At 67.1% G+C, this 25035-nt stretch carries 27 protein-coding genes; 13 read left to right on the top strand and 14 right to left on the bottom strand.

Annotated elements, in window-relative coordinates; translation table 11 throughout:
* Positions 1-17: 17 nt before the first annotated feature.
* The 9 genes from AC5I49_RS02070 to AC5I49_RS02030 form a co-directional block, all read right to left on the bottom strand.
* Positions 18-713, bottom strand: a complete 696-nt coding sequence (locus AC5I49_RS02070) for a response regulator (protein ID WP_047328114.1) — start codon at positions 711-713, stop codon at positions 18-20.
* Positions 710-2341, bottom strand: coding sequence for an ATP-binding protein (locus AC5I49_RS02065; protein ID WP_495788760.1), 1632 nt, complete (start codon positions 2339-2341; stop codon positions 710-712). The genes AC5I49_RS02070 and AC5I49_RS02065 overlap by 4 nt, the downstream gene beginning before the upstream one ends.
* A gap of 12 nt (positions 2342-2353) precedes the next feature.
* A complete protein-coding gene (locus tag AC5I49_RS02060) occupies positions 2354-3271 on the bottom strand; it encodes a dioxygenase family protein (protein ID WP_016448110.1) in 918 nt (305 codons plus the stop codon).
* Between the two features lie 82 nt (positions 3272-3353).
* Complete coding sequence (locus AC5I49_RS02055) at positions 3354-3653, bottom strand: hypothetical protein (RefSeq protein ID WP_016448111.1); 300 nt, start codon at positions 3651-3653, stop codon at positions 3354-3356.
* A 227-nt stretch (positions 3654-3880) separates the two neighbouring features.
* Complete coding sequence (locus tag AC5I49_RS02050; protein ID WP_043791292.1) at positions 3881-4291, bottom strand: hypothetical protein; 411 nt, start codon at positions 4289-4291, stop codon at positions 3881-3883.
* On the bottom strand, positions 4288-4575 hold the full coding sequence (locus AC5I49_RS02045) for a hypothetical protein (RefSeq protein ID WP_016453658.1): 288 nt from the start codon (positions 4573-4575) through the stop codon (positions 4288-4290). Before AC5I49_RS02045 ends, AC5I49_RS02050 begins: the two co-directional genes overlap by 4 nt.
* Positions 4576-4802: 227 nt before the next feature.
* Complete coding sequence (locus AC5I49_RS02040; protein WP_464181110.1) at positions 4803-5786, bottom strand: tripartite tricarboxylate transporter substrate binding protein; 984 nt, start codon at positions 5784-5786, stop codon at positions 4803-4805.
* Positions 5787-5863: 77 nt separating this feature from the next.
* Positions 5864-7009: a CaiB/BaiF CoA transferase family protein gene (locus AC5I49_RS02035; protein ID WP_331254694.1), complete on the bottom strand. Its 1146-nt coding sequence runs from the start codon at positions 7007-7009 to the stop codon at positions 5864-5866.
* Between the two features lie 29 nt (positions 7010-7038).
* Positions 7039-7983 carry a hydroxymethylglutaryl-CoA lyase gene (locus AC5I49_RS02030; RefSeq protein ID WP_495788759.1) on the bottom strand — a complete coding sequence of 315 codons (945 nt, stop codon included), beginning with the start codon at positions 7981-7983 and terminating at the stop codon, positions 7039-7041.
* Here AC5I49_RS02030 and AC5I49_RS02025 point away from each other — a divergent pair.
* The 4 genes from AC5I49_RS02025 to AC5I49_RS02010 all read left to right on the top strand — a co-directional run bounded on the left by AC5I49_RS02025 (position 7906) and on the right by AC5I49_RS02010 (position 10735).
* Positions 7906-8820 carry a LysR family transcriptional regulator gene (locus tag AC5I49_RS02025; RefSeq protein ID WP_495788924.1) on the top strand — a complete coding sequence of 305 codons (915 nt, stop codon included), beginning with the start codon at positions 7906-7908 and terminating at the stop codon, positions 8818-8820. The two genes, AC5I49_RS02030 and AC5I49_RS02025, sit on opposite strands and share 78 nt — an antisense overlap.
* A 69-nt stretch (positions 8821-8889) precedes the next feature.
* Positions 8890-9543 (top strand): cytochrome b/b6 domain-containing protein, encoded by a 654-nt coding sequence (locus AC5I49_RS02020; RefSeq protein WP_160854929.1) that lies wholly within the window; start codon positions 8890-8892, stop codon positions 9541-9543.
* The gene (locus AC5I49_RS02015; RefSeq protein WP_046983528.1) at positions 9540-10331 is read left to right on the top strand and encodes a molybdopterin-dependent oxidoreductase; all 792 of its coding nucleotides are present in this window, start codon (positions 9540-9542) and stop codon (positions 10329-10331) included. Before AC5I49_RS02020 ends, AC5I49_RS02015 begins: the two co-directional genes overlap by 4 nt.
* Before the next feature lie 104 nt (positions 10332-10435).
* Positions 10436-10735 (top strand): pentapeptide MXKDX repeat protein, encoded by a 300-nt coding sequence (locus AC5I49_RS02010; RefSeq protein ID WP_016448119.1) that lies wholly within the window; start codon positions 10436-10438, stop codon positions 10733-10735.
* A 141-nt stretch (positions 10736-10876) separates the two neighbouring features.
* Here AC5I49_RS02010 and infA read toward each other — a convergent pair whose 3' ends face one another.
* Positions 10877-11143 carry a translation initiation factor IF-1 gene (gene infA / locus AC5I49_RS02005; protein WP_016448120.1) on the bottom strand — a complete coding sequence of 89 codons (267 nt, stop codon included), beginning with the start codon at positions 11141-11143 and terminating at the stop codon, positions 10877-10879.
* Positions 11144-11632: 489 nt separating this feature from the next.
* Positions 11633-13021, bottom strand: coding sequence for a GntP family permease (locus AC5I49_RS02000; RefSeq protein WP_495788758.1), 1389 nt, complete (start codon positions 13019-13021; stop codon positions 11633-11635).
* Positions 13022-13256: 235 nt separating this feature from the next.
* On the opposite strand from AC5I49_RS02000, the gene AC5I49_RS01995 reads away from it, so the two are divergent.
* From AC5I49_RS01995 to AC5I49_RS01960, 8 genes are all read left to right on the top strand, one after another.
* Positions 13257-13970, top strand: coding sequence for a nucleotidyltransferase domain-containing protein (locus AC5I49_RS01995; protein WP_392457740.1), 714 nt, complete (start codon positions 13257-13259; stop codon positions 13968-13970).
* Positions 13971-14096: 126 nt separating this feature from the next.
* Positions 14097-15086, top strand: a complete 990-nt coding sequence (locus AC5I49_RS01990) for a LacI family DNA-binding transcriptional regulator (RefSeq protein WP_017407210.1) — start codon at positions 14097-14099, stop codon at positions 15084-15086.
* A 79-nt stretch (positions 15087-15165) separates the two neighbouring features.
* Positions 15166-16191 carry an ABC transporter substrate-binding protein gene (locus AC5I49_RS01985; RefSeq protein WP_252651580.1) on the top strand — a complete coding sequence of 342 codons (1026 nt, stop codon included), beginning with the start codon at positions 15166-15168 and terminating at the stop codon, positions 16189-16191.
* On the top strand, positions 16188-17045 hold the full coding sequence (locus AC5I49_RS01980; RefSeq protein ID WP_495788757.1) for an ABC transporter permease: 858 nt from the start codon (positions 16188-16190) through the stop codon (positions 17043-17045). The genes AC5I49_RS01985 and AC5I49_RS01980 overlap by 4 nt, the downstream gene beginning before the upstream one ends.
* 119 nt (positions 17046-17164) lie before the next feature.
* Entirely contained in the window at positions 17165-17932 is a 768-nt protein-coding gene (locus tag AC5I49_RS01975; protein WP_034347925.1) for an ABC transporter permease, read from the top strand.
* Complete coding sequence (locus AC5I49_RS01970) at positions 17922-18983, top strand: ABC transporter ATP-binding protein (RefSeq protein ID WP_016448130.1); 1062 nt, start codon at positions 17922-17924, stop codon at positions 18981-18983. The genes AC5I49_RS01975 and AC5I49_RS01970 overlap by 11 nt, the downstream gene beginning before the upstream one ends.
* On the top strand, positions 18970-19830 hold the full coding sequence (locus AC5I49_RS01965) for a phosphodiesterase (protein WP_495788756.1): 861 nt from the start codon (positions 18970-18972) through the stop codon (positions 19828-19830). Before AC5I49_RS01970 ends, AC5I49_RS01965 begins: the two co-directional genes overlap by 14 nt.
* A gap of 46 nt (positions 19831-19876) precedes the next feature.
* Positions 19877-20467, top strand: a complete 591-nt coding sequence (locus AC5I49_RS01960) for an HD domain-containing protein (protein ID WP_016448132.1) — start codon at positions 19877-19879, stop codon at positions 20465-20467.
* A 25-nt stretch (positions 20468-20492) separates the two neighbouring features.
* Here the strand turns inward: AC5I49_RS01960 and AC5I49_RS01955 are convergent, their stop codons facing one another.
* Both AC5I49_RS01955 and AC5I49_RS01950 read right to left on the bottom strand, forming a co-directional pair.
* Positions 20493-21722, bottom strand: coding sequence for a DUF11 domain-containing protein (locus AC5I49_RS01955; RefSeq protein WP_495788755.1), 1230 nt, complete (start codon positions 21720-21722; stop codon positions 20493-20495).
* 332 nt (positions 21723-22054) lie between these two features.
* On the bottom strand, positions 22055-22540 hold the full coding sequence (locus tag AC5I49_RS01950; protein ID WP_013802900.1) for a winged helix-turn-helix transcriptional regulator: 486 nt from the start codon (positions 22538-22540) through the stop codon (positions 22055-22057).
* Positions 22541-22654: 114 nt separating this feature from the next.
* Here AC5I49_RS01950 and AC5I49_RS01945 point away from each other — a divergent pair, with 114 nt between their 5' ends.
* Complete coding sequence (locus tag AC5I49_RS01945; protein WP_016448135.1) at positions 22655-23953, top strand: D-amino acid dehydrogenase; 1299 nt, start codon at positions 22655-22657, stop codon at positions 23951-23953.
* A 57-nt stretch (positions 23954-24010) separates the two neighbouring features.
* On the opposite strand, the gene AC5I49_RS01940 is transcribed toward AC5I49_RS01945, so the two are convergent.
* Positions 24011-24907: a LysR family transcriptional regulator gene (locus tag AC5I49_RS01940; protein WP_013802902.1), complete on the bottom strand. Its 897-nt coding sequence runs from the start codon at positions 24905-24907 to the stop codon at positions 24011-24013.
* Positions 24908-25035 lie beyond the last annotated feature (128 nt).

Below are 25035 nucleotides of genomic sequence, written 5' to 3'. Positions count from 1 at the left end.
CTGCCCTCGCCTGGCCTTCACTGCGCCCGCGTGTCGGACCCGCCATCGGGCTCGAACGCAAAGCCCACGCCGTACACGGAGCGAATCCACTCATGGCGGTCGTCCGCCGCCTTGAGCTTTTTGCGCAGGTTCTTGATGTGGCTGTCGATGGCGCGTTCGTTCACGTCCAGCGTGTCGGCGCAGGCCAGCTCCAGCAGCTGCGCGCGGGAGTACAGGCGGCCGGGCTGGTGCATCAGGGCCTGCAGCAAGGTCAGCTCGCGCTTGGTCAGCGGCAGCACGCTGCCGTTGAGCATGGCGCGGCCCTGCTCGGGCAGCAGCGTCAGGCGTTGCTGCGCGGGGCCGGGGCCGGCACTGCGGCGCAGCACGGCCTTGACGCGGGCCACGACTTCGCGCGGGGCGAAGGGTTTGCAGATGTAGTCGTCGGCACCGAGCTCCAGGCCCAGCAGGCGGTCCATTTCCTCGACACGCGCGGTGAGCAGGATGACGGGGCTGGCGCTGTGGGGGCGGAACTGGCGCAGGATGTCCAGGCCGTCCAGCCCCGGCAGCATGATGTCCAGCACGGTGAGGTCGGGCGGGGAGCGCAGCATGCGGTCCAGCGCCTCGCGCCCGTGGCGGATGTGCTCGACTTCGTAGCCTGCATGGCGCAGGTAGTCGATGACGATGGCGGCCATGTCGGTTTCGTCTTCGACCAGGAGGATGCGGGCAGGCTTCATGGCGCGGAATTTTCCAGCAAGGGCAGCCACAGCGTGATGCGCAGGCCGCCCAGCGGCGAGGCAGCGGCCTCGATGCTGCCGCCATGGGCCTGGACGATGGTGCGGCAGATGGCCAGCCCCAGGCCGGAGCCGCCCAGGCCGTCGCCGTCGCGCACGCGGGAGGCGTCCACGCGATAGAGGCGGTCGAACAGGCGCGGCAGGTGCTGGCTGGCCACGCCGGGAGCCGTGTCGTCCCAGCACAGCTGCAGCATGCTGCGGCCCTGCAACTGGACGATTTCGGCAGACACCTGCAGCCGCCCGCCCGCAGCCGTGTAGCGCAGGCTGTTTTCCAGCAGGTTGGCAAACACCTGGTGCAGCCGGTGCGGGTCGCCCTGCACCAGCGGCGGCGGAATGCGCGCGGCCAGCTGGTCCACGGTGGAGCGGTCCAGGCCGATGCCGACCTGCTCGAAGCCGGGCCGCGCGCCGTCCAGCGCCTCGCCCAGCAGGGTCAGCACATGCACGGGAACATGGCCCGAGCCGTGCAGGGCCTGCGGGTCGTCCAGGCTCACGCGCAGGTCGCTGACCAGCCGTATCAGCCGCATGATCTGCCGGTGCAGGCGCAGCGCCATGCGGTCGTCCATGGGCAGCACGCCGTCCTGCACGGCCTCGACCTCGGCGCGCATGGTGGACAGGGGCGTGCGCAGCTCATGCGCCACGTCGGACAGCCAGCGCTGGCGCGAGGCCTCCATGGTGGCCAGCTGCACGGCCATGTCGTTGAAGGTTTCCGCAAGGCGGGCCAGCTCCGCATCGCCCTTGATGGCCACGCGCGTGTCCAGCCGCCCGGCCGCAATGCCGCGCAGGCCGTCGACGAAGGCGGTCAGCGGCTCCAGCCAGCGCCGCGTGAGCCAGGCCGACAGCAGCAGCGCCAGCAGCAGGCCGGCCAGCCCGGTCCAGGCCACAAAACTCATCTGCTGCGCGAGGAAAGCGCGGTCCAGGTCGCGCTGCATGCCCTGCCCGGTCTGCACGGGGGACAGCACGATCTCGCCAATGGCCTGCCCGTTGACGGCGCGCAGAACGCGGTGCGCCGCGCCTGGCTGCGGCGCCATGCCGGAGATGAGTTGGCCCTGGGCATCCAGCAGGCCCACGCGCGCCCACGGGCCGCCGAAGGGGCGGTCCGGCGGCGGGCCTGGGCGGTCTGTACGGTCGGAGCGATCTGAGCGATCGGCAGGCTCTCCGCCTTCCGGCCCAGGTGGCGGTGGAAACTCCGGACCTGGCCCCGGACCGTGGCTTCCCTCAAAACCAGGCCTCGGCTCCGGCATGGGCATGGACATGTGCATGGGGGGCCGTGGCCCGGGCTCACCCGCAGGAAAGCCCCGGCCCATGCCTGCGCCCGGGCGCACCATGTCGCGCCAGAAACCGGGGTTGGCGCGCGCCGCATCCCAGCCGCCGTTTTGCTCATGGTGCTGGACCAGCCGCTCGGCCAGCCCGTCCATGCCGGTCAGCTCCACCTCGGCCATGTACGGGCCCAGGCCCCGTTGCAGGCCCAGGCGCGAGAAGCCGAGAAACACCAGCAGCAGGGCCACCAGCAGCACGGCCAGGGCGAAGAAGGCCTTGTGCTGCAGCTTCAGTCGCGGGAGGCGGAGGCTCATTCAGTTGCTGCGTCAGACGGCAATGCCGATGGATATCGTGGCGGTGTGGCCATTGGTGGTGTCTCCGGTGAAGGTGGGCGTCTGCCAGGCGATCTGCTCGCTGGTGTTGTCGCCGAAGACATTGTCCGATGTCACGCTGACCCGCGACAGGTTGGAGACGCTGGCGCTGTAGCCGCTGACACCGGCATAGACGGCGCTGGCCACGTCCTTGGGCATGGCCATCTGCGAGGTCAGCAGCTTGTTGGTGTAGCTGCCGGCCGTGTTGAGGCTGCGGAACACCTCGAAGTGCATGTGCGGCCAACGCCCGTCATAGCAGCCCGGGAAGATGGTCACAAAGGTGCATTCGCCATTGCTGTCCGTCGCCTGCACGCCGCGCAGGAAGTTCTGGTTGAGCAGGTCGGTGGAGTACAGCGAATACTCGCCCTCGCGGGTGCAATGCCACAGGTAGATGGCATAGCCTTCCAGCGGGCTGCAGTTGGTGCTGACGTTGACCAGGGTGATCTTGAGCGTCAGCGGCAGGCCCGCAGCCGTGCCGCTCATGCCGCCAAAGCTGCTGCGCAGGTCGCTGCGCACCACGCCGCTTTGCGACAGCACGTTGACCAAACTGCCGCGCGAGCCGTTGGAGCCGTCGGCGGGGTAAGGGCCTTCGGTTTCCGTGGGATCGACCATGCAGGTGCCGGTCGTGGTTCCAGTACCCGTACCTGTGCCCGTGTCGGTGCCCGTTCCTGTCCCGGTTCCTGTGCCGGTCCCTGTCGAATCACCGGAATCACCTCCGCCGCCACCGCAGGCGGACAAGAGCGCGGCAGCGCCACCGGCAGCCATCAGGCCCAACAGGCGGCGGCGCTCGGACAGGCGGCGCGCCATGACTTGCAGATCGTGCTGAAGGCCCAGGTCGTGGGCAAGATCATGGGCATCTTGAGAGTGGTTCATGGGGATGGCTTTTCATGAGGGCCTGTGCGCAGGCCCGTGGGGTTGCAGACAGCCCGGCGGCGTGGCCCGCCGGGCCACGCGATCACTGCTGCGGATGGGGCGGCGGCCCGCCTGCGCCGGGCCCGCCGGCCGGCATGGCCACCAGCTGCCCGTTCAGGCTGCGGCAGGTGCCGGCCAGCGTCTTGCCATCGGGCATGGTCAGCGTCACGCTGTCGCCCTCGGCCTTGCCCTGGCAGGCCGTATAGGCCTCGGGCGGCGGCGACGGCGGATTGCCGTGCCCCCCGTGGCCCTGCGCATGGCTGCAGGCCGCCGCGAAGGCCGCCACAGCCAGCACAAGGGCCGGGCGAATGCGTGAAGCGTTGGTTTGCGAGAAATCAATCATGGTCTTTTCCTGGAGTTGCACAGGAATTCTTGCGACCAATCTGGGGGGAAATTGGGAGAAGTGGACGTGGGTTCTGCAACATCGTCTGATGGCTGCACCCGGCTTACATTGCCTGCGGACAAGGCGTACGTGAACTCCTTGCCATTGTCCACCATCAGCTTGTTGATCCCCATCGGGCAAGGCACCTGCGACACAGGACAGGCCCGGCGGCCGTGGCAGGACCCTGCTTATTTGGACACTGCCTGATAAGCGGCCTGCACCGCGCGCACAAGGGAAGGATGCAGGACTCCCAACTTGGGCGTCTGTCCATGGGGAGCTGCAGGCGGCACTGCAAACCACTCTGCCGTATACGGCAGATCCAGGGCCTGCTTGAGATTGAATTTCGTGTCATAGCTCAACCCGGCAGCCGCATAGGCCACGGGATTGCGCTCGCGCAGGATGGCGAACTCGCCCTTGTACAGCGTGGTAGTGCGCTGGCTGGTGCCGTAGGCGACTCGTACCGTGAACTGCGGAGCATCGTCATCGAAGACCACCAGGATCAGCGCGGGCCGAGGCTTGGGCCCGGGAATGATGTCTTGCGGGAAATAGCACCAGACGATGTCGCCCGCCGTGGGCTCATCCCACCAAGGTGCGGTCACAGCGTCTCCAAGTCGAACAAGCTCGACTTCACCGAGCGTTGCTCACCTTGCGGCACTTTTTTCTTGATTTGCCTGACCTGGGCTGCCGTCAAGGGGCCGTCATCCGCCTCGTACTGCGGCAGCATGCGTACGGCAAGCTCATGCAGCGCACGGTGTATCGCCTGCGTTTCATCAACACCAAGATGCTCGGCCAGGCGCTTGGCGGTTTCTCGCGTGACGCCGGTGGCGCTGTCCACTGCGCGGTAGCGGAAGGCAATCTGGTTGGCGTTTGTGCGGGTCGGCATACTCAACTCCTTTGGATATATCAAAGATATCCACCCTGCCAGTACATGTCAACGATGCCCATGAATCGACCATGCCTCGGGCATGTCGGCAAAGCGGTACCACCCGGACCTTTTCACACCCATCTGAAGACTGCCTACGCGGCCGTGGGGCCTTGCGCGCAAGGCAGCAGCGCGTTCAGAAACTTCGCCCGCAGGGATACAGCCGACCAGACCAGGGCCATCCGGACTTACTCCAGCGTGACATTGGCCTTCTTGACCAGGCGCGCAAAGCGTTCCTGCTCGGAGCGCAGGAACTGGGCTGCGGCCTCGGGGCTGTTGAGCACGGTGTATTCGTCGCGCCGTGCAAAGCCGGCCTTGACCTCGGGGTCGGCAAAGGCAGAGGCGATGCCGTCGTGCAGGCGCCGCACCTGGGCGGGCGGCATGCCCTTGGGGCCTATGGCGGCCACCCAGCCGGCGATGTCCACGCCGGGAAAGCCCTGTTCGGCCACGGTGGGCACATCGGGCAGCGATGCCACGCGCTCGCGGCCCATGATGCCGATGGCACGCAGCGCGCCGGATTTGAGGTGCGCCTGCGCCGTGCCCACGGCGATCACGCCGAAGTCCACCTGCCCGCTGAGCAGGTCCACCACCATCTGGCCCACGCCCTTGTAGGGAATGTGGCGTGCCGTGGTGCCGGCCGCGTCCAGAAAGACTTCGGCCGCGAGGTGGAAGATGGTGCCGTTGCCGGACGAGGCGTAGTTGAGGTCGCCGGGCCGCGCCTTCATGAGCGCCTGCAGTTCGCGCGCATTGCGCGCCGCCACCTTGGGGTGGACGACCAGCACGAAGGGCGAACCGCCGACGATGGACAGCGGCGTGATGTCGGCCAGGCTGTCGTAGGGCAGCTTCTTGAAGACGCTGGGGTTGACGGCGTGGTTGTTGGAGATGAAGGCGATGGTGTTGCCATCGGCCGGCGCCTTGACCAGGGCCTGCGTTCCCGTGATGCCGCCCGCACCCGGCAGGTTCTCCATGACCACGGGCTGGCCGCCCAGCGAGCGCACCAGCGCAGTCTGGGCCGAGCGCACGATGGTGTCGGCGCCCGAGCCTGCCCCCACGGGCAGGATGACGCGCAGCGGCGTGCCATTTTGGGCGCACACGCCCAGGGCAGCGGCCCCCAGCGATGCGCCGGCCAGGGCCAGCAGGGTGCGGCGGCGGAAGGGATGGGACGAGTGCATGGGGTTGTCTCCTTTTTGTGTTGTCTCATGCGCGCCGGGGTGGTTTTTCTGCGGCCTTCGGCGCCTGGGGATGGCTGTCAGGTCCGTGATGCAAGGGCTCCGAGGATTTCTTCGGTGTGCTCGCCAATCCCGGCCAGCGGCATGCGCACGCCGGGACGGTGGCCGTTCATGAGCAGGGGCAGCAGCACCACGTCGGTCTGGCCGCCGTCTTCGGTCTGCATGGAAGCCAGGCCGCCGCTTTGGCGCAGGTGCGGGTCGTCCACCAGTTGCTCGGGCCGCGTGATGGGCGCGTAGGGAATGCCTGCGGCCTCCAGCTGCGGCGCAAGCCGGGCCGATTCATGGCTGGCCAGGATGGAGCCCAGCTCGGCCAGCAGTTGAGGGCGCACGGCCACACGGGCGGCGTTGTCGGCGTATTCGGGGCGCTGCAGCAGGTCGGCGCGGTCCAGCACGCGGCACAGGGTGGCGAACTGCTTGTCGCTGACGGCGCCGATGAACAGCTGCTCGCCACCGGCCAGGGTGAACACGTCGTAGACACTCCAGGCCGACACGCGCGAGGGCATGGGCGGCGGTGCCTCGCCCGTCATCAGGTACTGCTGCATGTGCTGGGAGGACAGGAAGACGCAGTTCTCGAAAAGCGCGCTTTGCACCTCCTGGCCGCGCCCGGTGCGCTCACGCTCGCGCAGGGCGGCGAGCACGCCGATGGCGCCGAACATGCCGCCCATGATGTCGTTGACGCTGGTGCCCGCGCGCAGCGGCCGGCCCACGGGGCCGGTCATGTACGACAGGCCGCCCATCATCTGCACCACCTCGTCCAGCGCCAGGCGCTTCTCGTAGGGGCCGGGCAGAAAGCCCTTGTGGCTGACGTAGATGAGGCCGGGCGCGCGCTGCGACAGCGTGGCGTAGTCCAGGCCCAGGGACTGCATGAGGCCGGGGCGGAAGTTCTCCAGCACCACGTCGCTGCCAGCGGCCAGCTCGGCAGCGGTGGCGCGGCCCGCTTCGGTGGTGATATCCAGCACCACGCTTTTCTTGTTGCGGTTGAAGCTGCGGAAAAAGCCGATGCCCAGGCCGGGCAGCGTGCGCGTTTTGTCGCCGCCCGGCGGCTCGACCTTGATGACTTCGGCGCCCAGGTCGGCCAGGATCATGCCGCAGGTGGGGCCCATGACCATGTGGGTGAATTCGATGACGCGGATGCCGGACAGCGGCAGCAGGGGTTCGGTGGCCATACAGGTGTGCTCGTGGGAAGGTAAGGGGTTCATGCAGCGGCGGGGGCTGCGTCGGCGGTGACGCTGCGCGGCAAGCCCGCGCGCCACAGCGCGCCGTGCAGGCTTTCGCCGTCCAGCCAGGCGGCCACCTTGGCGCGCAGGCGCAGCAGGGCCTCGATGTCCAGGCCCGTGCCGATGTCCATGGTGTCCAGCATGAAGGCCAGGTCTTCGGTGGAGGCATTGCCGCTGGCGCCGGGCGCATGGGGGCAGCCGCCGATGCCGGCCAGCGTGGCGTCGAAGCGCGTGACGCCGGTTTGCAGTGCGGCATGCACATTGGCCAGCGCCAGGCCACGCGTGTCGTGGAAGTGGCCGCACCAAAAGCGTTCGCCCGCAATGCGCCGCGCCTGCTCGAACAGCGATTGCACCTGGCCCGGCCCGCCATGGCCCACGGTGTCGGCCATGCTGACGCGGTCGGCCCCCGCGTCCAGCAGGGCCTGCATGCAGCGCAGCACCTCGGCCGGCTCCACCCTGCCCTGCAGCGTGCACCCGAAGGCCGTGCCAATGCCGCCCTCGATCAGCATCGTCGAACCTGCGGCATCGCGTGCGGCACGCATGCGGGCCACCTCGGCCACGACCTCATCGGGCGTCTTGCGCAGGTTGGCCAGGCTGTGGGCATGGCTGGCCGACAGCGGCACCAGCATCAGGTCGGCCCCGCTGGCAAGGGCGCTTTCGGCTCCGCGCAGATTGGGCACCAGCACGGAGACGAACAGGCCCGGCAGCGTTCGGGCATAGGCCACCAGCTCGCCCGTGTCGGCCAGTTGCGGCAGCAGGCGTGCGGGGACAAAGGAGCCGACTTCGATCTCGCGCTGGCCGGCAGCGTAGGCATCGCGTATCCATTCCTTCTTGCGCTCGGTGGACTGGACCTGACCACCCTGCGGCTCTTTGTCGCCGCCTGCGACCTGGGCAACATCGCCCGCGCGGGCGAGCAGCAGCACATCGGCTCATCGGCCATCAGCAAGCGCATGGCACTGCTGGAAGAGCAGGTGCAGGCCCCGCTGCTGGAGCGCCACCGCCGGGGCGTGGTGCCCACCGCAGCCGGGCTGATGCTGCTGGAGCACGCACGCGCCATGCTGGCCAGCGCCGACCGCGCGGCCCGCGACATGGCGGCCTACCAGCATGGCGTGAAGGGGCAGGTGCGGATACTGGCCTCGGTCTCATCGATTGCCGAGTCCCTGCCCGATGACATTGCAGCCTTTCTGCAAAAGCCCGAGCACGCGCAGATCCGCGTGGACATCGAGGAGCTGACCAGCAGCGAAATCATCCGGTCCATCCGCGAAGGCCTGGCCCTGGTGGGCGTGTGCTGGAACGCAGCCGATCTGGAGGGCTTGCAGACCCTGCCCTACCGCTACGACACCCTGGCCGTGGCCGTGCCGGCCGGCCACCCGCTGGCCTTGCGCGATAGCTGCAGCTTCAGCGAAACGCTGGATTGCGAGCATGTGGGCCTGCCCGCCTCCACGGCCGTCTACACCATGCTGGCGCGGGCGGCGGCCATCATCGGCCGGCCCCTCAATTACCGCGCCGTGGTCAGCTCCTTCGACGCCACGATCCGCTGCGTGCGCGCCGGCCTGGGCGTGGCTATCATGCCCAGGGAGATCCTGGGCATGGCGGGCCCCGGTCAGGGCGGGCAAGGTGTGCAAGGCGTGAACATGGTGCCGCTCACCGATGCCTGGGCGCGGCGGCAGTTCGCCATCTGCTTCAGGGACGGCAGCCGGCTATCGCCTGCGGCGCGCACGCTGGTGGACTATCTGGCCGGGTGCGCGCAGGCGGGCTGAGCCGGCCTTGGGAGTTATCACGATTAATTGAAGTTTGCGTGATACATCCGCTACAGGGTCCCTCCAACAATGGGACCCATGAACACCGCCCTCATCACCCCCCAACCGGCACAGCCCCAGGATGGCCAGCGCATCCACCCGCTGTGGCTGCGCCTCACGCATTGGCTCAATGCGCTGGCCGTGGTCATCCTGGTGACCAGTGGCTGGCGCATCTACAACGCGGCGCCGTTCTTTGATTTCACCTTTCCGGGCTCGATCACTCTGGGCGGCTGGCTGGGCGGGGCGCTGCAATGGCATTTCGCGGCCATGTGGCTGCTGGTGTTCAACGGGCTGCTGTACCTGCTGCTGAACATCGCCAGCGGCCGGTGGCTGCGCAAGTTCTTTCCCATCACGGTGCAGGGCGTGCGGCAGGACCTGGTGTCCGCCCTCAAGGGCCGGCTCTCGCATGCCGACCCGGCCCGCTACAACCATGTGCAAAAGCTGGCCTACCTGTTCGTGGTGCTGGACCTGGTGGTGATCGTGCTGTCGGGCCTGGTGCTGTGGAAGTCGGTGCAGTTCCCGCTGCTGCGCGAGCTGCTGGGCGGCTATGAGTCCGCAAGGCGCGTGCACTTCTTCGGCATGGCTGCGCTGGTCGCCTTTGTGGTGGTGCACCTGGCAATGGTCGCCCTGGTGCCCCGGACCTTCCTGACCATGATCCACGGCCGTGCGCCCAAGACACCATGAAAATCTTCAAAGCCCCTTCCCTGCCCGGCGTCGATGGCGCGGCCGTGGTGCACGAGGCACGCTCGCTGATCGTCCGCAAGCTGGACCAGCCCGCACGCCGCGCCTTCTTGCAGCGCTCGCTGACGCTGGGCGGCCTGTCCCTGCTCACGGGCTGCAGCATCAGCGATGACAGCCACGTCGAGGCCGCGCTCAATCAGGTATCGCGCTTCAACGACCGCGTGCAGGGCCTGCTCTTCAGCCCCACGCGGCTGGCGCCCACCTATTCAGCAGCCGAGATCACGCGCCCCTTCCCCTTCAATGCCTACTACGGCGAGGACGAGGTGCGCGAGGTGGATGGGGCCAGCTGGCGCCTGGAGGTGACCGGCATGGTCGCCGACCGCCATGCCTGGAGCCTGGCCGAGCTGCGCGCCATGCCGCAGGAAGAACAGATCACGCGCCATATCTGCGTGGAGGGCTGGAGCGCCATAGGCCGCTGGGGCGGCGTGCGCTTTGCCGATTTCCTGCGCCATATAGGCGCCGACACCAGCGCCAAGTACGTCGGCTTCAAGTGCGTGGACGACTACTTCACCAGCATCGACATGGCCACGGCCCTGCATCCGCAGACGCTGATGGCATTGACTTACGACGGGCAGCCCCTGCCGCCCAAATATGGCTTCCCGATGAAGCTTCGCATGCCCACCAAGCTGGGCTACAAGAACCCGAAGCACGTCCAGGCCATGTTCGTCACCAACACCTACTCCGGCGGCTACTGGGAAGACCAGGGCTACAACTGGTTCGGAGGCAGCTGAGCGGCCTCACAAGCCGCTGTGCCGCCAACGAAGGTGCGAGGCCGGGCCATGCAAGGCCGGCCGATTGTGCAACCTGCAAACCGCTAATCCAAAGGAAGACTCAAATGACCAAGTTCACCACCACCGTGCTCGCCGCCTGCCTCGCCTTGGCCGGCGCCACCTCGGCATTCGCTGCGGATGAGATGTCCAAGGACGGCATGTCCAAGGGCGCAATGACCAAGGATTCCATGTCCAAGGATGGGATGAAGAAGGACTCCATGTCCAAGGACGGGATGAAGAAGGATTCCATGTCCAAGGATGGAATGAAGAAGGACTCCATGCACAAGGACGGCATGCACAAGGATGGCATGTCCAAGGACGCAATGAAGAAGGACTCCATGGGCAAGGACGGAATGTCCAAGTAAGCCGGGGAACTCGCCTGTCCCGGCCGATGCCGCCCGGGCGGCCGGGCTGGCGGGGCTGCCGGCCATGGGACCAGGCGCAAAGCCGGGTCCTTTCTGTGCACCCCCCATGCCCGCTCCGAGGCAAGAGCGGGCTGGCAGACCTCAGCGGCGCTGGGGTGGGCGCTGGCCCGGGGCGCCGCCGGAGCGTTGCTCAATATGACGGAACGTGAGACGGCCCTTGTTCAGGTCATAGGGCGACATCTCGAGCGTGACCTTGTCGCCGGCCAGCACGCGGATACGGTGCTTGCGCATTTTTCCGCCGGTATAGGCGATGAGCTGGTGGCCGTTTTCCAGCGTTACGCGGAAGCGGGAATCAGGCAGCACTTCGTCTACCCGGCCTTGCATTTCGATCAGTTCTTCTTTAGCCAATGGGACTCCTGTGAGTACATGTTGAAAGGGGTGCGTCGCCGCAAGTTGCCGGTGCAGCACCATGCTGCGGCCTTGGGCCAGCGCAGGATGACCGCTGCACACAGGCAGCGGATCATCGGAAAAAAGGGAAAGAGGCCCCTGCAGGTGGCAGGGAGAGTGCGGGCCCGGGGAAGGGTGTTGGACCCGCGTGGTGCTCGCCGATGGGAGTGACAGTTGCGGACTTCGTCACAGTGGGCGGCCAACGGCAGTCCGGGGACTGCAAGAATGTCAGACGGGCACTGAGGAGGCGAACAACAAGGACAGCACCTCCAGCAGTATAGGTCAATTGCCGGACCCGCGTTGAAGCGGCGCCGGGTACCGCACCTGTACGGGGCGGCATTTTCCCTGCCGCGACTGGGGCAATTCGCAGTCGAACCGGAAGAAGTGCCCTCTCTTGGTGGTTGCCGCGGCATCGAAGCGGCCGCCGTCGGCCCGCCTCATGCCTTTCACCTATCCCAGCTTGGGCAGCAGGTTGAACAGCAGCACCATCAGCAGGCCCACAAAGGACACGATGGACTGGACCACGGTAATCGTCTTGGTGGCCTCGCCCATGCTCATGCCGAAGGACTCCTTCACCATCCAGAAGCCCGCGTGGTTGGCATAGTTGAAGAACAGCGAGCCGCAGCCGATGGCCAGCGCCAGCAGCGGCACGTTCAGCGAAGGATCGGAGGCCGCCAGCGGCGCCAGCAGGCCAGCCGCGCCCACGATGCCCACGGTGGCAGAGCCGGTGGACACCGACAGCAGCATGGCGATCATCCACCCCAGCACCAGCGGAGGCAGGGCGAACTGCTGGGTCATGTGGACGATGGCATCGCCCACCTTGGCGCTGGTCAGGATCTGCTGGAAGGCGCCGCCGCCCGCAATGATGAGCATGATGCCGGCGATGGGCTTGAGGCTCTGGCCCAGCGCGTCTCGCAGCTTCTCGGCATCGGCGCCGCGCAGATAGCCCAGGGTGATGGAGGCAAACACCACGCCCAGCAGCATGGCCACCAGCGGATTGCCCAGGAAGGCCGCCGCATGCAGCAGGCCCGAATCCTTGGGCAGCAGCACCTCGGCCAGCGCATGCACCAGCATCAGCAGCGCGGGCAGCAAGGCGCACAGCACGCCCATGCCGATGCTGGGCGCACTGCCCTCCCCGCCTTCCTTCTTGCCTGATGTGAACTGCTCCAGCAGGGCTGCATCGGGGCGCGTACTCATGCGCGGCGTGATGAAGGCGCCGTACAGCGGGTTACCCAGCACCATGGCGGGAATCACGGCCAGAAAGCCATACAGCATGGTCGGGCCGACCGTGGTGTGCAGCGTGGCAATGGCGGTGAGCGGGCCCGGGTGCGGCGGCACCATGCCGTGCATGGCGGCCAGCGCGGCGATCACGGGCACGCCCACATAGACATAGGCCGATCCCTTGAAGCGCTCATTGCTTTCCAGCTTGCGCGCCACGCTGAAGATCAGCGGCAGCATGACCACCAGCCCCACCTCGAAGAACATGGGAATGCCGATCACGAAGGCCACCAGGGTCATGGCCCAGGGAATCATGCGCTCGGACGTGCGCTGCAGGATGGCACTGGCCAGCCGCTCGGTGGTGCCGGAGTCCGCCAGGATCTTGCCCAGCATGGCGCCCAAGGCAATCACCACGCCCACCGCACCCAGCGTCTTGCCGGCCCCGTTGGTGAGGTTCTTGACGATCTCGCCCGGCGCCATGCCGGTGGCAAAGCCCACGCCAATGGAAACCACCAGCAGCGCCAGCAGAGGATGAAGACGGATGCGCGAGACGATCAGCGCGACGAGGACCAGCACGCTGGCCAGCGCGATGAGCAGCAGTTGGGTATCGAATGAAGACATAGGAAGCTTGGAGTTGTGTTTTTATGATGGACGCCCGCACGCTGGGATGCATGCGGTTTCCAATCGCTGCAAATCCTATGCCTGACCCTGAAGGCGACCTGTAGGCTCCAGGCTTGTTCGCAGGAGACTGGCTCAGAGCCGTGCCTCCCGTTCCACTACTGCAAGACCAATGAACAACCTCGGCTCCGCTGGCACTCTCGAAGTCTTTGTCAGAGCCCCCATCCAGCCGGAATTTGTGGATTTGGTGGCAGATGCGCGCGCAGCCATCGCCAGCGCCCTCGGCGAGGCGCTGGACAGCCTCTACCTGCATGGAAGCGTGGCGCGCGGCTGCGCAAGGGCGGGCTTCTCGGACCTGGACCTGACGGTGGTGCTGGTGCGCTCCCTTAGTGGACAGGAGAGCGCCCGGCTGGAGCAGCTGCGCCAGGACCTGCAACTACGTCACACAGAAGTCGTGAAGATCGATTTCGACCTGGGCACTCGGCAAGAGGTGCTGGACCCGGCCCATCTCTACAGCTGGGGCTACTGGCTCAAGCATGAGTGCCGCTGCATCCATGGAGAAGACCTGGCGCAGCAGTTTGAGGCGTTCGAGCCGTCCAGGGCGATTGCACAGGCCGTCAATGGCGACTACGTGCAGGTGCTGAACGACTACCTGCAGCGCATTGCCGGAACCCGGGACGACATGGAGGCCCTGCGCCTGCAACGCGAAGCCGCACGCAAGCTGATCCGGGCCACCAATGTGCTGCGCCCCTGCTCAGGGGGCTTCTGGCCGCGCACGCTGGAGGAGTTCGCCGATTGCTTTGCGCAGCTCCATCCGGACATGGCGCAGTCCATGGCTTTCTTTCTGGCGCAGGCAAGGACGCCCGAGGCACCCAGAGCTCGTTTCAACGCAGAGCTTTCGGCCTTCATCAGCTGGATTCGGCGCCAGCGGGCTGCATCTACGGCAGCCTAGGTACCGGGCAACGCCAGGGCCCAAGCCGCCAAACGCCTGGCTGCCACAAAAGCTTCAAATCTCCGTCACCGCACCGTCACGCGCAGCGGGTGCAATGTAAACGTTTTCAAGAAATCGTTTACATCCATGAGCATCACCGAGGTTGCACGCCGCGCGGGCCTGTCCGTCGCCACTGTTTCGCGGGTTTTCAATTCGCCGGAGGTGGTCAATGCGCAAACGCGCAGCACGGTGCTGCGTGTGGCGCAGGAAGTGGGCTATGTGGCCAATGCCAGCGCCCGCACGCTGCGCACGCGCAGCAGCAAGGTGCTGGGCGTGGTGCTGCCCACGCTCACCAATCCGGTGTTTGCCGAGTGCCTGCAGGGCATTGCCTCACAGGCGGCGCTGCGCGGCTATGCGATTTCGCCTTGCACCACCGAATACGACCACGCCGGTGAAGACGCGGCCACCACGCGGCTGCTGGCCAGCGGGGTGGATGCGCTGGTGCTGGTGGTCTCCAATCCTGGCGATTCGGCGGCGCTGGCGCGTGTGCGCCAGGCTGGCAAGCCCTATGTGCTGGCCTATCACCACACCCATGAGCATGCCTGCGTGGGCGTGGACAACACGGGCGCCGTCAGGGAGCTGGTGCTGCGCCTGGCTGCGGCAGGCCACAGCCGCATCGGCATGGTCACAGGCCAGTTGCAGGCGTCCGACCGCGCCCAGCAGCGCTGCCGTGGCTATGCGCTGGGCATGCAGGCCGCAGGCCTGGCGCCGCTGCCGGTCTGGGAGGTGCCCTTTGCCGCCACGGCCGTGCAGATGCTGCAGCAGCACCTGAGCGAGCAGGCGCCGCCCACGGCCATTGTCTGCAGCAACGATCTGCTGGCGATACGCACCATCCGCGCGGCATCGCTGGCCGGGTTCTCCGTGCCTGCGGACCTGAGCGTGGTCGGCTTTGACGGGATTGCCATGGCCGGCGATCTCACGCCTTCGCTGGCCTCGATTTCCCAGCCCAACCACGAGATCGGCTCGGCCTGCGTGCGCCTGCTGTGCGATGCGCTGGCGGGCAAGAAAACCCTGGCCGCGCAGGACAGCCTGTGCCTGCCGCATGGCTGGCGCAGCGGCGAGTCCTGCCGGCTCTGAAACCAACAACAGCGGCCCGCGCAAGCCAAGGCCGCGCCCTTCCCTTCCCCACGCTCCCCCACCTCTTCGAGTACGCACCATGAAACTGACTGCCCTCCCCTTCAAGCTCTCCTTCAAGCGCCTTGCCCTGCTGGCCGCCACCACCGCCGTCTGCGGCACGGCGCTGGCCCAGAGCGCCATCTGCTACAACTGCCCGCCCGAATGGGCCGACTGGGGCACGCAGATCAAGGCCATCAAGGCCGATACCGGCATCACCGTGCCGCCCGACAACAAGAACTCCGGCCAGTCGCTGGCCCAGCTGGTGGCCGAGAAGGCCAGCCCCGTGGCCGATGTGACCTACCTGGGCGTGACCTTCGCCATCCAGGCGCAGAAAGACGGCGTGGTCGCCGCCTACAAGCCCGCCCACTGGGACCAGATTCCCGCCGGCCTCAAGGACCCCAAGGGCGAGTGGGTGACCATCCACTCGGGCACGCTGGGCTTCATGGTCAACAAGGCGGCGCTGGGCGGCAAGCCCGTGCCGCAGTCCTGGGCAGACCTGCTCAAGCCCGAATACAAGGGCCTGGTGGGCTACCTGGACCCGGCCTCGGCCTTCGTGGGCTATGTGGGCGCCGTGGCCGTGAACCAGGCCATGGGCGGCACGCTGGACAACTTCCAGCCCGCCATCGACTACTTCAAGAAGCTGCAGAAGAACGAGCCCATCGTGCCCAAGCAGACCTCGTATGCGCGCCTGCTGTCGGGCGAGATCGGCATCCTGCTGGACTACGACTTCAACGCCTACCGCGCCCGCTACAAGGACAAGGCCGACGTGGACTTCGTGATCCCCAAGGAAGGCACCGTGGTCATGCCCTATGTGATGAGCCTGGTGAACAAGGCGCCGCACACGGACAACGGCAAGAAGGTGCTGGACTATGTGCTGTCCGACAAGGGCCAGTCCATCTGGGCCAACGCCTACCTGCGCCCGGTGCGCGACGTGGCCCTGCCCAAGGAAGTGGCCGGCCATTTCCTGCCCGCCAGCGAGTACGCACGCGCCACCTCGGTGGACTACCAGAAGATGGCCGATGTGCAAAAGGGCTTCTCCACGCGCTACCTGCGTGAAGTGCGTTGAGCCGGGCGGACTGCATCGTGGGCATTTCCTCCCAAGCGCCAGGCGACTGGCGCGCCCGCGCGCTGCTGCTGGCCTGCAGCGCGCCGGCCGTGGCCTTCTTCGCGGCGTTCTGGCTGCTGCCGGTCGGCCTGCTGCTGGCGCTGCCGGCGCGTGAAGGCTGGCGCACTTACTTCGCCACGCTGACCGACGCGCTGTACCTGCAAAGCCTGCTGCAGACGCTGGCCCTGTCGCTGGCCGTGACCCTGGCCACGCTGCTGATCGGCGCGGTGATGGGCATTGCGCTGGCGCGCCACCGCTTCACGGGGCGCGGCCTGCTGCTGTCGCTGCTGACGCTGCCGCTGTCGTTTCCGGGCGTGATCATCGGCTTTTTCATCATCCTGCTGGGCGGGCGCCAGGGCGCGCTGGCCGACCTGTCGGTGGCCCTGGGCGGCGAGCGGATCACCTTCGCCTACGGGCTGCTGGGCCTGTTCCTGGGCTACCTGTACTTCTCGCTTCCGCGCGCCATTGCCTCCTACACGGCAGCGGCCGAGGCGCTGGACCCGCACCTGGAAGAGGCCGCGCGCTCGCTGGGCGGCAATGGCTGGAGCGTGGCGCGCGATGTGTGGTGGCCGCAGCTGCTGCCCACCACGCTGGCCTGCGGCGCCATCGTGTTCGCCACGTCGGTCGGCGCCTTCGGCACGGCCTTCACGCTGTCGAGCAAGTTCGAGGTGCTGCCCATCACCATCTACAACGAGTTCACCAACTACGCCAACTTCGCCCTGGCCGCCAGCCTGTCGATCAGCCTGGGGCTGATCACCTGGCTGGTGCTGTGGCTGTCGCGGCGCTGGGCGGGTCCGGCCGCCACAGGAGTCTGACCATGCGGACTACACAAAAAAATAGCCCCCACGCTGCCCTTGCAGCGCAAGGTCCGCTGCCCCCCGAAGGGGCCGCTTTTTGCCTTGGGGCGGCCCGGCGGCCAAAAATGCCGCCGCTGATGTGGCTGGTGACGGCCACCGTCACCGTGTTCATGCTGGCGCCCATGCTGCTGTCGGTGCTGGCCGGGCTGGTGCAGAACTACGGCCAGGGCCTGTCCAGCGGATTGACCACGCGCTGGCTGGCCGAGGTCTGGGCCGGCTACGGCAATACCGTGCTGATGTCGCTGCTGCTGGCCTGCGCCTGCGTGGCCATGACCTTGGTGCTGGGCGTGCCCTGCGCCTATGCGCTGGCGCGCAGCCGCTCGCCCTGGGCCCGGCATTTCGAGGAACTGCTGACGCTGCCCGTGGCCATTCCGGGCCTGGCCAGCGCCCTGGCCCTGCTGCTGGCCTATGGCAGCGTGGCCGCCTTCCGCCAGAGCTTTGCCTTCATCCTGGTGGGCCATGTGGTGTTCACCCTGCCCTTCATGGTGCGCATGGTGGGCTCGGCGCTGCGCCGCCAGGAGCTGGTGGCGCTGGAGGAGGCTGCGCGCAGCCTGGGCGCCTCGTTCGCGCAGCGCTTCCTGGGCGTGCTGGTGCCTGCCGTGCTGCCTGCCATCGTGGCTGCCTGCCTGATGGTGTTCACCCTGTCCATGGGCGAGTTCAACCTGACCTGGATGCTGCACACGCCGCTGACGCGCACCCTGCCCGTGGGCCTGGCCGACAGCTATGCGTCCATGCGCATCGAGGTGGGCTCGGCCTATACCCTCATCTTCCTCATCGTCATCCTGCCCGTGATGTGGCTGCTGCAGGCGCTGGGGCATTTCATCGAGAAGCATTATGGAAAGTAACAGCGTCGCCATCGACATCCGGCAATGCGCCAAGACCTATGCCGACGGAACGCGCGGCCTGCAGGCCACCGACCTGCGCGTGGAGCCCGGCGAGGTGCTGGCCCTGCTCGGACCCTCGGGCTGCGGCAAGACCACGCTGCTGCGCATCATCGCGGGGCTGGAGACGCCGGATGCGGGCAGCCGCATCGCCTTCGGCGACACCGACGTCACCCGCGTGCCCATAGAAAAGCGCCAGGTGGGCATGGTGTTCCAGCACTACGCGCTGTTCCCGCAGATGAGCGTGCAGGCCAACATAGCCTACGGCCTGCGCATACGCGGCGTGTCCGAGCAGGAGCAGCGCCGCGTGGTGGGCGAACTGGTGGACCTGGTGCGCCTGAACGGCCTGGAGCACAAGCGCCCGGCCGAACTGTCCGGCGGCCAGCGCCAGCGCGTGGCCCTGGCCCGCGCCGTGGCATCGCGCCCGCGCGTGCTGCTGCTGGACGAGCCGCTGACCGCGCTGGACGCCAAGCTCAAGGAAACCCTGCGTGACGAACTCGCACAGCTGCTGCGCCAGCTGCGCATCACCGCCGTCCACGTCACGCACGACCAGCAGGAGGCCATGGCCATTGCCGACCGCATGGCCGTGATGCAGGCAGGCCGCATCCTGCAGGTGGGCGACGGTGAGAGCCTGTACCGCCGCCCGGCCCATCCCTTTGTCGCCACCTTCCTGGGGCGCGTGAACCAGGTCGAACGCAGCGAAGACGATGCGCGCAGCAACCGGCTGGCGCTGGCCGGCATGGAGCTGGCCTGTCCGGCCGAATGCACGGGCGCGGCCCGGCTGCTGCTGCGCCCTGAAGACATCGAGGTCTGCGCCGCCGGCACGCCGGGCGCCGTGCCCGCATCGGTGGCGCGCCGCGTCTTTCTGGGCGACCGCCTGCAGCTCACGCTGGAGCTGGCGGGCCACACGCCGCTGATGGCCGACGTGGCCCGCGACCACGCCGCGCAATCGGGCGACCGCGTGGCCTTGCGCATCGCCCCCCACCAATGGATGCCCAACCATGCCCACGCCTGAAACCCTGCGCCCCTCCATGACCACCTTCCTGGCCCAGCTCACCGACCTGCATATCCGCGAACCCGGCCGCCTGACCTACCGCCGCATCGATACCGCCCAATACCTGGAGCGCTCGGTGCAAAGCGTGCTGGCCCTGCCGCAGCAGCCGCACGCCGTCGTGATCACCGGCGACCTGACCGACTTCGGCCGGCCCGCCGAATACGCCCACCTGCGCAGCCTGCTGGCGCCGCTGGGCGAGCTTCCCATCTACCTGCTGCCCGGCAACCACGATGACCGCGACGCGCTGCGCACCGCCTTTCCCGAGCACACCTGGCTGCGTAGCGAAGGCTTCATCCAGTACGCGGTGGACATCGGCGATCTGCGGCTGATCGCGCTGGACACCGTGGTGCCCGGCCACAGCGAGGGCACCTTGTGCGAGGAGCGCCTGCAATGGCTGGAGCTGCAACTGGCCGCCAGCGAAGGCCGCCCCGTGGTCATCGCCATGCACCACCCGCCCTTCGAGACCCTGATAGGCCACATGGACAAGATCGGCCTGCTGCAGGGTGCACAGGCGCTGGAAGACCTGGTGCGCCGCCACCCCAACGTGCAGCGCGTCATCTGCGGCCACCTGCACCGCAGCATCCAGGTCGCCTTTGGCGGCACGGTGGCCATGACCTCGCCTGCGCCCGCCCACCAGGTCTGCCTGGACCTGGCGCCCGACGCCGCATCGGCCTGGACGCTGGAGCCGCCCGGCTTCATGCTGCACGCCCTGCCGCCCGGCGGCCGGCTGGTCAGCCATGCCGTGGCCAGCGGCCAGTTTGACGGCCCGCACCCGTTCTGGGATGCGCAGGGGCGGCTGATCGACTGAGCCCGGACGCGCGCGGCCCTGGTGAAAGCCGACGAGAATATCCGCCATGGATATCAACAACATCAAGGGCCGCCTGGACTTCCTGCGCGAGGCGGAAAAGCTCAAGAGCGTGCTGCGCAGCGCCCACACCTCCACCGGCCGCACCGAAAGCACGGCCGAGCACAGCTGGCGCCTGTGCCTGATGGCCATCGCCTTCGAGGACCAGTTCGCACAGCTGGACATGCTCAAGCTGCTCAAGCTGTGCGTGATCCACGACCTGGGCGAGGCCATCCACGGCGACATCCCCGCTGTGGAAAAGAACCAGCACCCCGACAAGAGCGCGCAGGAAAAGGCCGACCTGCTGCACCTGACCCGCTCGCTGCAGCCCGGGCACCGCGACGCCATCATGGCCCTGTGGCAGGAGTACGAAGACGCCGCCACGCCCGAGGCCCGCGCCGTCAAGGCCCTGGACAAGCTGGAGACCATCCTGCAGCACAACCAGGGGATCAATCCGCAGGATTTCGACTACGGCTTCAACCTGGGCTACGGCAGGAAGTACACGGGCGCCGATCCTCTGTTCGCCCAGGTGCGCAGCCTGCTCGACGAGGACACGCGCCAGAAAATGGGCGCCGCCGCGCAGGACGCCAGCGCGACCTAGCTGCGCCAGCGCCCCTGTGGCCGCGTCAGCGGCCCGCGCCGACCCGCTGGCGCCGCCCCAGCCCCCTCCATCCGATGGCTGCGGCCAGCAGGCTCAGGACCGCAAGGACTGTGTGCTGCAGCGTCGGCACGGGGGTTACCTGGCCACCGCCGGGGAAAGCCGCCACCGTATTGATGGACGCGGAAGCCATGCACGGCACCGTTCCCACGACCTGCCCTGCTTGCATGCACTGCACCGACGGGTCCCCGGCATCCACGGTGGCCACATTGGTAATGGTTGCGGGCGCCGGGTTGGACACGCTGGCCATCACGGTGAACACCAGCGAGTCTCCTGCCGCGAACACGGGCACCGTGACCGCCAGCGATCCGGAGCCTGACGCCACGGGACATGGCGTGCTGGCGCCGGGCGTACAGGTCCAGGTGGCGCGCTCCAGGCCGGCAGGCAGGCTGTCGGCAATCTGCGCCTGGGTGGCGGCCACGGTCCCCGTATTCCTGACGGTGATGGTGTAGCGCACCGCCTGCCCCGCCTGCACCTGGCCTGCGGGCGAGATGCTGTGGGTCAACGACAGGGCAGGATGCACGGCCTCCCTGTGCCAGGACATGACGTTCTGGTTTTGCACGGGCGCCCCGGTCCACGCAACGGACACGCCGTTGTCGGGCATCTCATAGGTCCCCAGACAGGTGTCGCTCTCACCCGAATGGCTGACCTGCTGGGATGTTTCCGAGAACAGGGAAGCGCACATCGCGTTGTTCACGGCCGCCACCTGTTCCGTGGTCATTTCAAACCGGCTGAGCATATCCACATCATTGGGAGATCCACCCGGGCCAACGCCATTGATGGAGCGGTGCGGATTGTTTTCCGTCAGCCAGCGTTGAAGGTGGATTCTGTTTCTCACGATATTGGACCCACTGTCCGTGGAAACCCTGAAAATGAATGCGCGCACATCCGGATCGGCACTGCTGTAGGTGGTCAATCCGTCCGAGAAACTATAGGAAGTGACCAGCGCCCTTATTTCGCTCTCGTCCAGGTCGGGTTGCAAGGGTGCGGCCGTTTCAAACCAGCCGGCCAGGCGGGCGGTCCTCGGAAAATCCTGGCATGAGCCGTGAGGCCCCAGGGGACAAGCCGTGCGATCCTGGAAATCCGAGTAGGAGGTTCTCATCTCCCCGAAGTAACGCGTCACTTGCGCGCTGGCGGGTGGGCAGGCCGAGATTGCTGCACCGGCCATCAAGGCAGCCATGAGGGCGTGATTTTTCATAGAACTCCCAGCGATAGATAGATTTGAGCTATCAAGTTATCACTGGCATTGAACTTTAAAAATCACCAATCCCAAAAATTCACCATTCAATGACAAATATTTGCAATACCGCCATTGGAATGGAACTCCAAGTTGTCGTCCTGCCTACTTTTCAACGGAGAGCGCCGATGAATGCGGAACTCCATAACAACCGATCTGCCGTCCGATATCCATTTGGATGGGATCGCACAATACCCCATTTGAATCAAATCTATTGTGACAAAAGTTTCAAACAGTAAATAACAATAAGGAATGGGGGTAGATCCGACCCTGGAACACCGAGGACGGCTCCCTCACCGATCCACAGGCAGCGCCAGCGTCTCCTTGACCTCTTCCATCACCACATAGCTGTGCGACTCGGCCGGCACGGGCAGTTTCTTGAGGATGTCGCCCAGCAGGCGGCGGTACTCGCGCATGCCGCCCAGGCGGGCCTTGACCAGGTAGTCGAAGCTGCCCGAGACCAGGAAGCACTCCAGCACGTCGGGCACGTGCAGCAGTTCCTGGCGCACCTTGTCGAAGACCTCGCCCGACTTGGACGACAGCTTGATCTCCACGAACACCAGCAGCGTCTTGCCCAGCGCCTCGGGCGAGAGGTGGGCGTGGTAACCCGTGATCACGCCATCGCGCTCCAGGCGGCGCACGCGCTCCGAACAAGGCGTGGCCGAGAGGCTGACCTGCTCGGCGAGATCGGTCATGGAGATGCGGCCGTCGCGCTGCAGGATGTCGAGGATCTTGCGGTCGGTGCGGTCAAGCACGCGGTTTTCACTTTTGGCGGCCATGGCGGCGATTCCCGGGGCTTATCAATCACTGGAGAGTAGCAATATTTCAGTGGTTTCCACTGCCTCATCGTCAATAGACTTTGATTTCATCTTGTTGACCTGGCGGTGAATCGTATGAAAGTCCTTGTTCTTGGCGGCGGTGTCATCGGCGTGACCAGTGCGTACTACCTGGCGCGGGCCGGTGCCGAGGTCACGGTGCTGGACCGGCAGGATGCGCCCGCGTCCGAAACCAGCTTTGCCAACGCAGGCCAGGTCTCGCCCGGCTACTCCACGCCCTGGGCGGCGCCCGGCATTCCGCTCAAGGCCCTGAAGTGGATGCTGCAGGAACACGCGCCGCTGGCCGTGCGCCTGGACGGCAGCCTGTTCCAGCTGCGCTGGATGGCGCAGATGCTGCGCAACTGCTCTGCCCAGCGCTACGCCGTCAACAAGGAACGCATGATGCGCGTGGCCGAGTACAGCCGCAGCTGCCTGCAGCAGCTGCGCGCCGACACCGGCATCGCCTACGAGCAGCGCACGGGAGGAACGCTGCAGCTGTTCCGCACCCAGGCCCAGCTGGACGCCGTGGAGCGCGATGTGGCCGTGCTGCGCGAATGCGCCGTGCCCTACGAACTGCTGGACCGCGACCAGCTGGCCCAGGTGGAACCCGCGCTGGCCCAGGCGCGCGACCGGCTGACCGGCGGCCTGCGCCTGCCCAAGGACGAGACCGGCGACTGCCACCGCTTCACCAATGAATTGGCCCGCATCGCCACCGGCCTGGGCGTGGAGTTGCGCTTCAACCAGAACGTGGATGGCCTGGTGGTCGAAGGCGGCCGCATTGCCGGCGTGCGCGTCAATGGCGAACTGCTGACCGCCGACCGCTACGTGATGGCCTTCGGCAGCTACTCGCGCCAGGCGCTGGAGCCGCTGGGGCTGGACCTGCCCGTCTACCCCGTCAAGGGCTATTCGCTCACCGTGCCGCTGGGCAACCCGGCGCTGGCGCCGCAGTCCACGGTGCTGGACGAGACCTACAAGATTGCCGTCACCCGCTTTGACGACCGCATCCGCGTGGGCGGCATGGCCGAACTGGGCGGCTTCGACCTGCGCCTGGACCCGCGCCGCCGCGCCACGCTGGAACTGGTGGTCAACGACCTGTTCCCGGGCGGCGACGTGGCGCGCGCCAGCTTCTGGACCGGGCTGCGGCCCATGACGCCGGACGGCACGCCCATCATCGGCGCCACGCGCTACTCCAACCTGTTCCTGAACACCGGCCACGGCACGCTGGGCTGGACCATGGCCTGCGGCTCGGGCCGGCTGATCGCCGACCTGATCACCGGCCGCAGCCCCGAAATCAGCACCGACGGCCTGGCCCTGGACCGCTACACGCACCGGCCGGCCCGGCACCTGGGGGGCAGCTCCACGCCCGTCTCTGCCTGAGCGCAAGACACCTTGAACATCTGAGGCCAGCCTGCACCGGCCCTGCGTTACGGGCCGCTACCCCAGCGTCAGGTCCCGCAGCGCGGACATCAGCGGCGACCAATGGGCCTTGGGGTGGCTGATGAGAAGCCAGCTGCGGCGCGTGCGCAGCTCGGGGATGGGCAGGGACTGCAGGCGCTCGGGATTGCTGCGCAGCACATGGCTGGGCACGTAGCACAGCAGATCGGTCTGGCCCACGATGTCGATGGTGGCCTCGGTGTTGTGCTGGATCTCCAGGGCCACGGTGGGCGCGCCCAGGCCCTGGGCCGCGAAGGCCTCGTCCACCACCTTGCGCACGGCGGCGCCCGGTGCCGGCAAGGCCCAGGAGTAGCCCTGCAAATGCCCGAACCTCAGGCCCTGCTCCAGCGCCAGCTGGAACAGCGGGTGGCGCGGCCGTGCGGCGGCCCATAGCTCGTCCTCGCCAATGACCACCTGGGCGCAGCGCGTGGCATGGCCCGGGTAGGACGGCACCACGGCCAAGTCCAGGCTGCCGTCGAGCAGCGCGCGCTCCAAGTCGTCGGACTTACCCACGGTCAGCCGCACGCGCAGGCCGGGGCGGCGGCGCAGCAACTCGGCCACGGCCCGGGTGGCGCGGCTTTCCGAGGTGGCCTGCGTGAAGCCCAGGCGGATCAGGCCCACATGCTGGGCCTGGATGTCGCTGGCGGCGCGCATCGTCTCCTCATGCCGCAGCACCAGTTGACGCGCAGGCTCCATGAACAGCTGGCCGCTGCTGGTCAGCGCCACGCCATGCGTTCCGCGCGTGAACAGGGCCGCTCCCACCCCCTGCTCCACGCGGCGCACGATCTTGGAGACGGCCGGCTGGGTCAGTTGCAGGGCAGCGGCCGCACGCCCGAAATGGCCATGCTCAGCCACGGCCAGAAAGCAGGCCAGCTCGTTATAGGCAAATCCCGTCATGCCATTCCTTGTCAACGAAGAAAAACGAGAAAGCTTGCTACCTTGCCGAGCAAAGCCATTCCAGATGTGCATCGATTTTCGCTGGTTTGGTTATCACCAAGACAGGGCTTGTGGCTAGAGTTTTGGCA

Source organism: Delftia sp. (assembly GCF_059499305.1).
This window is presented reverse-complemented; position numbering and strand designations above follow the sequence as displayed.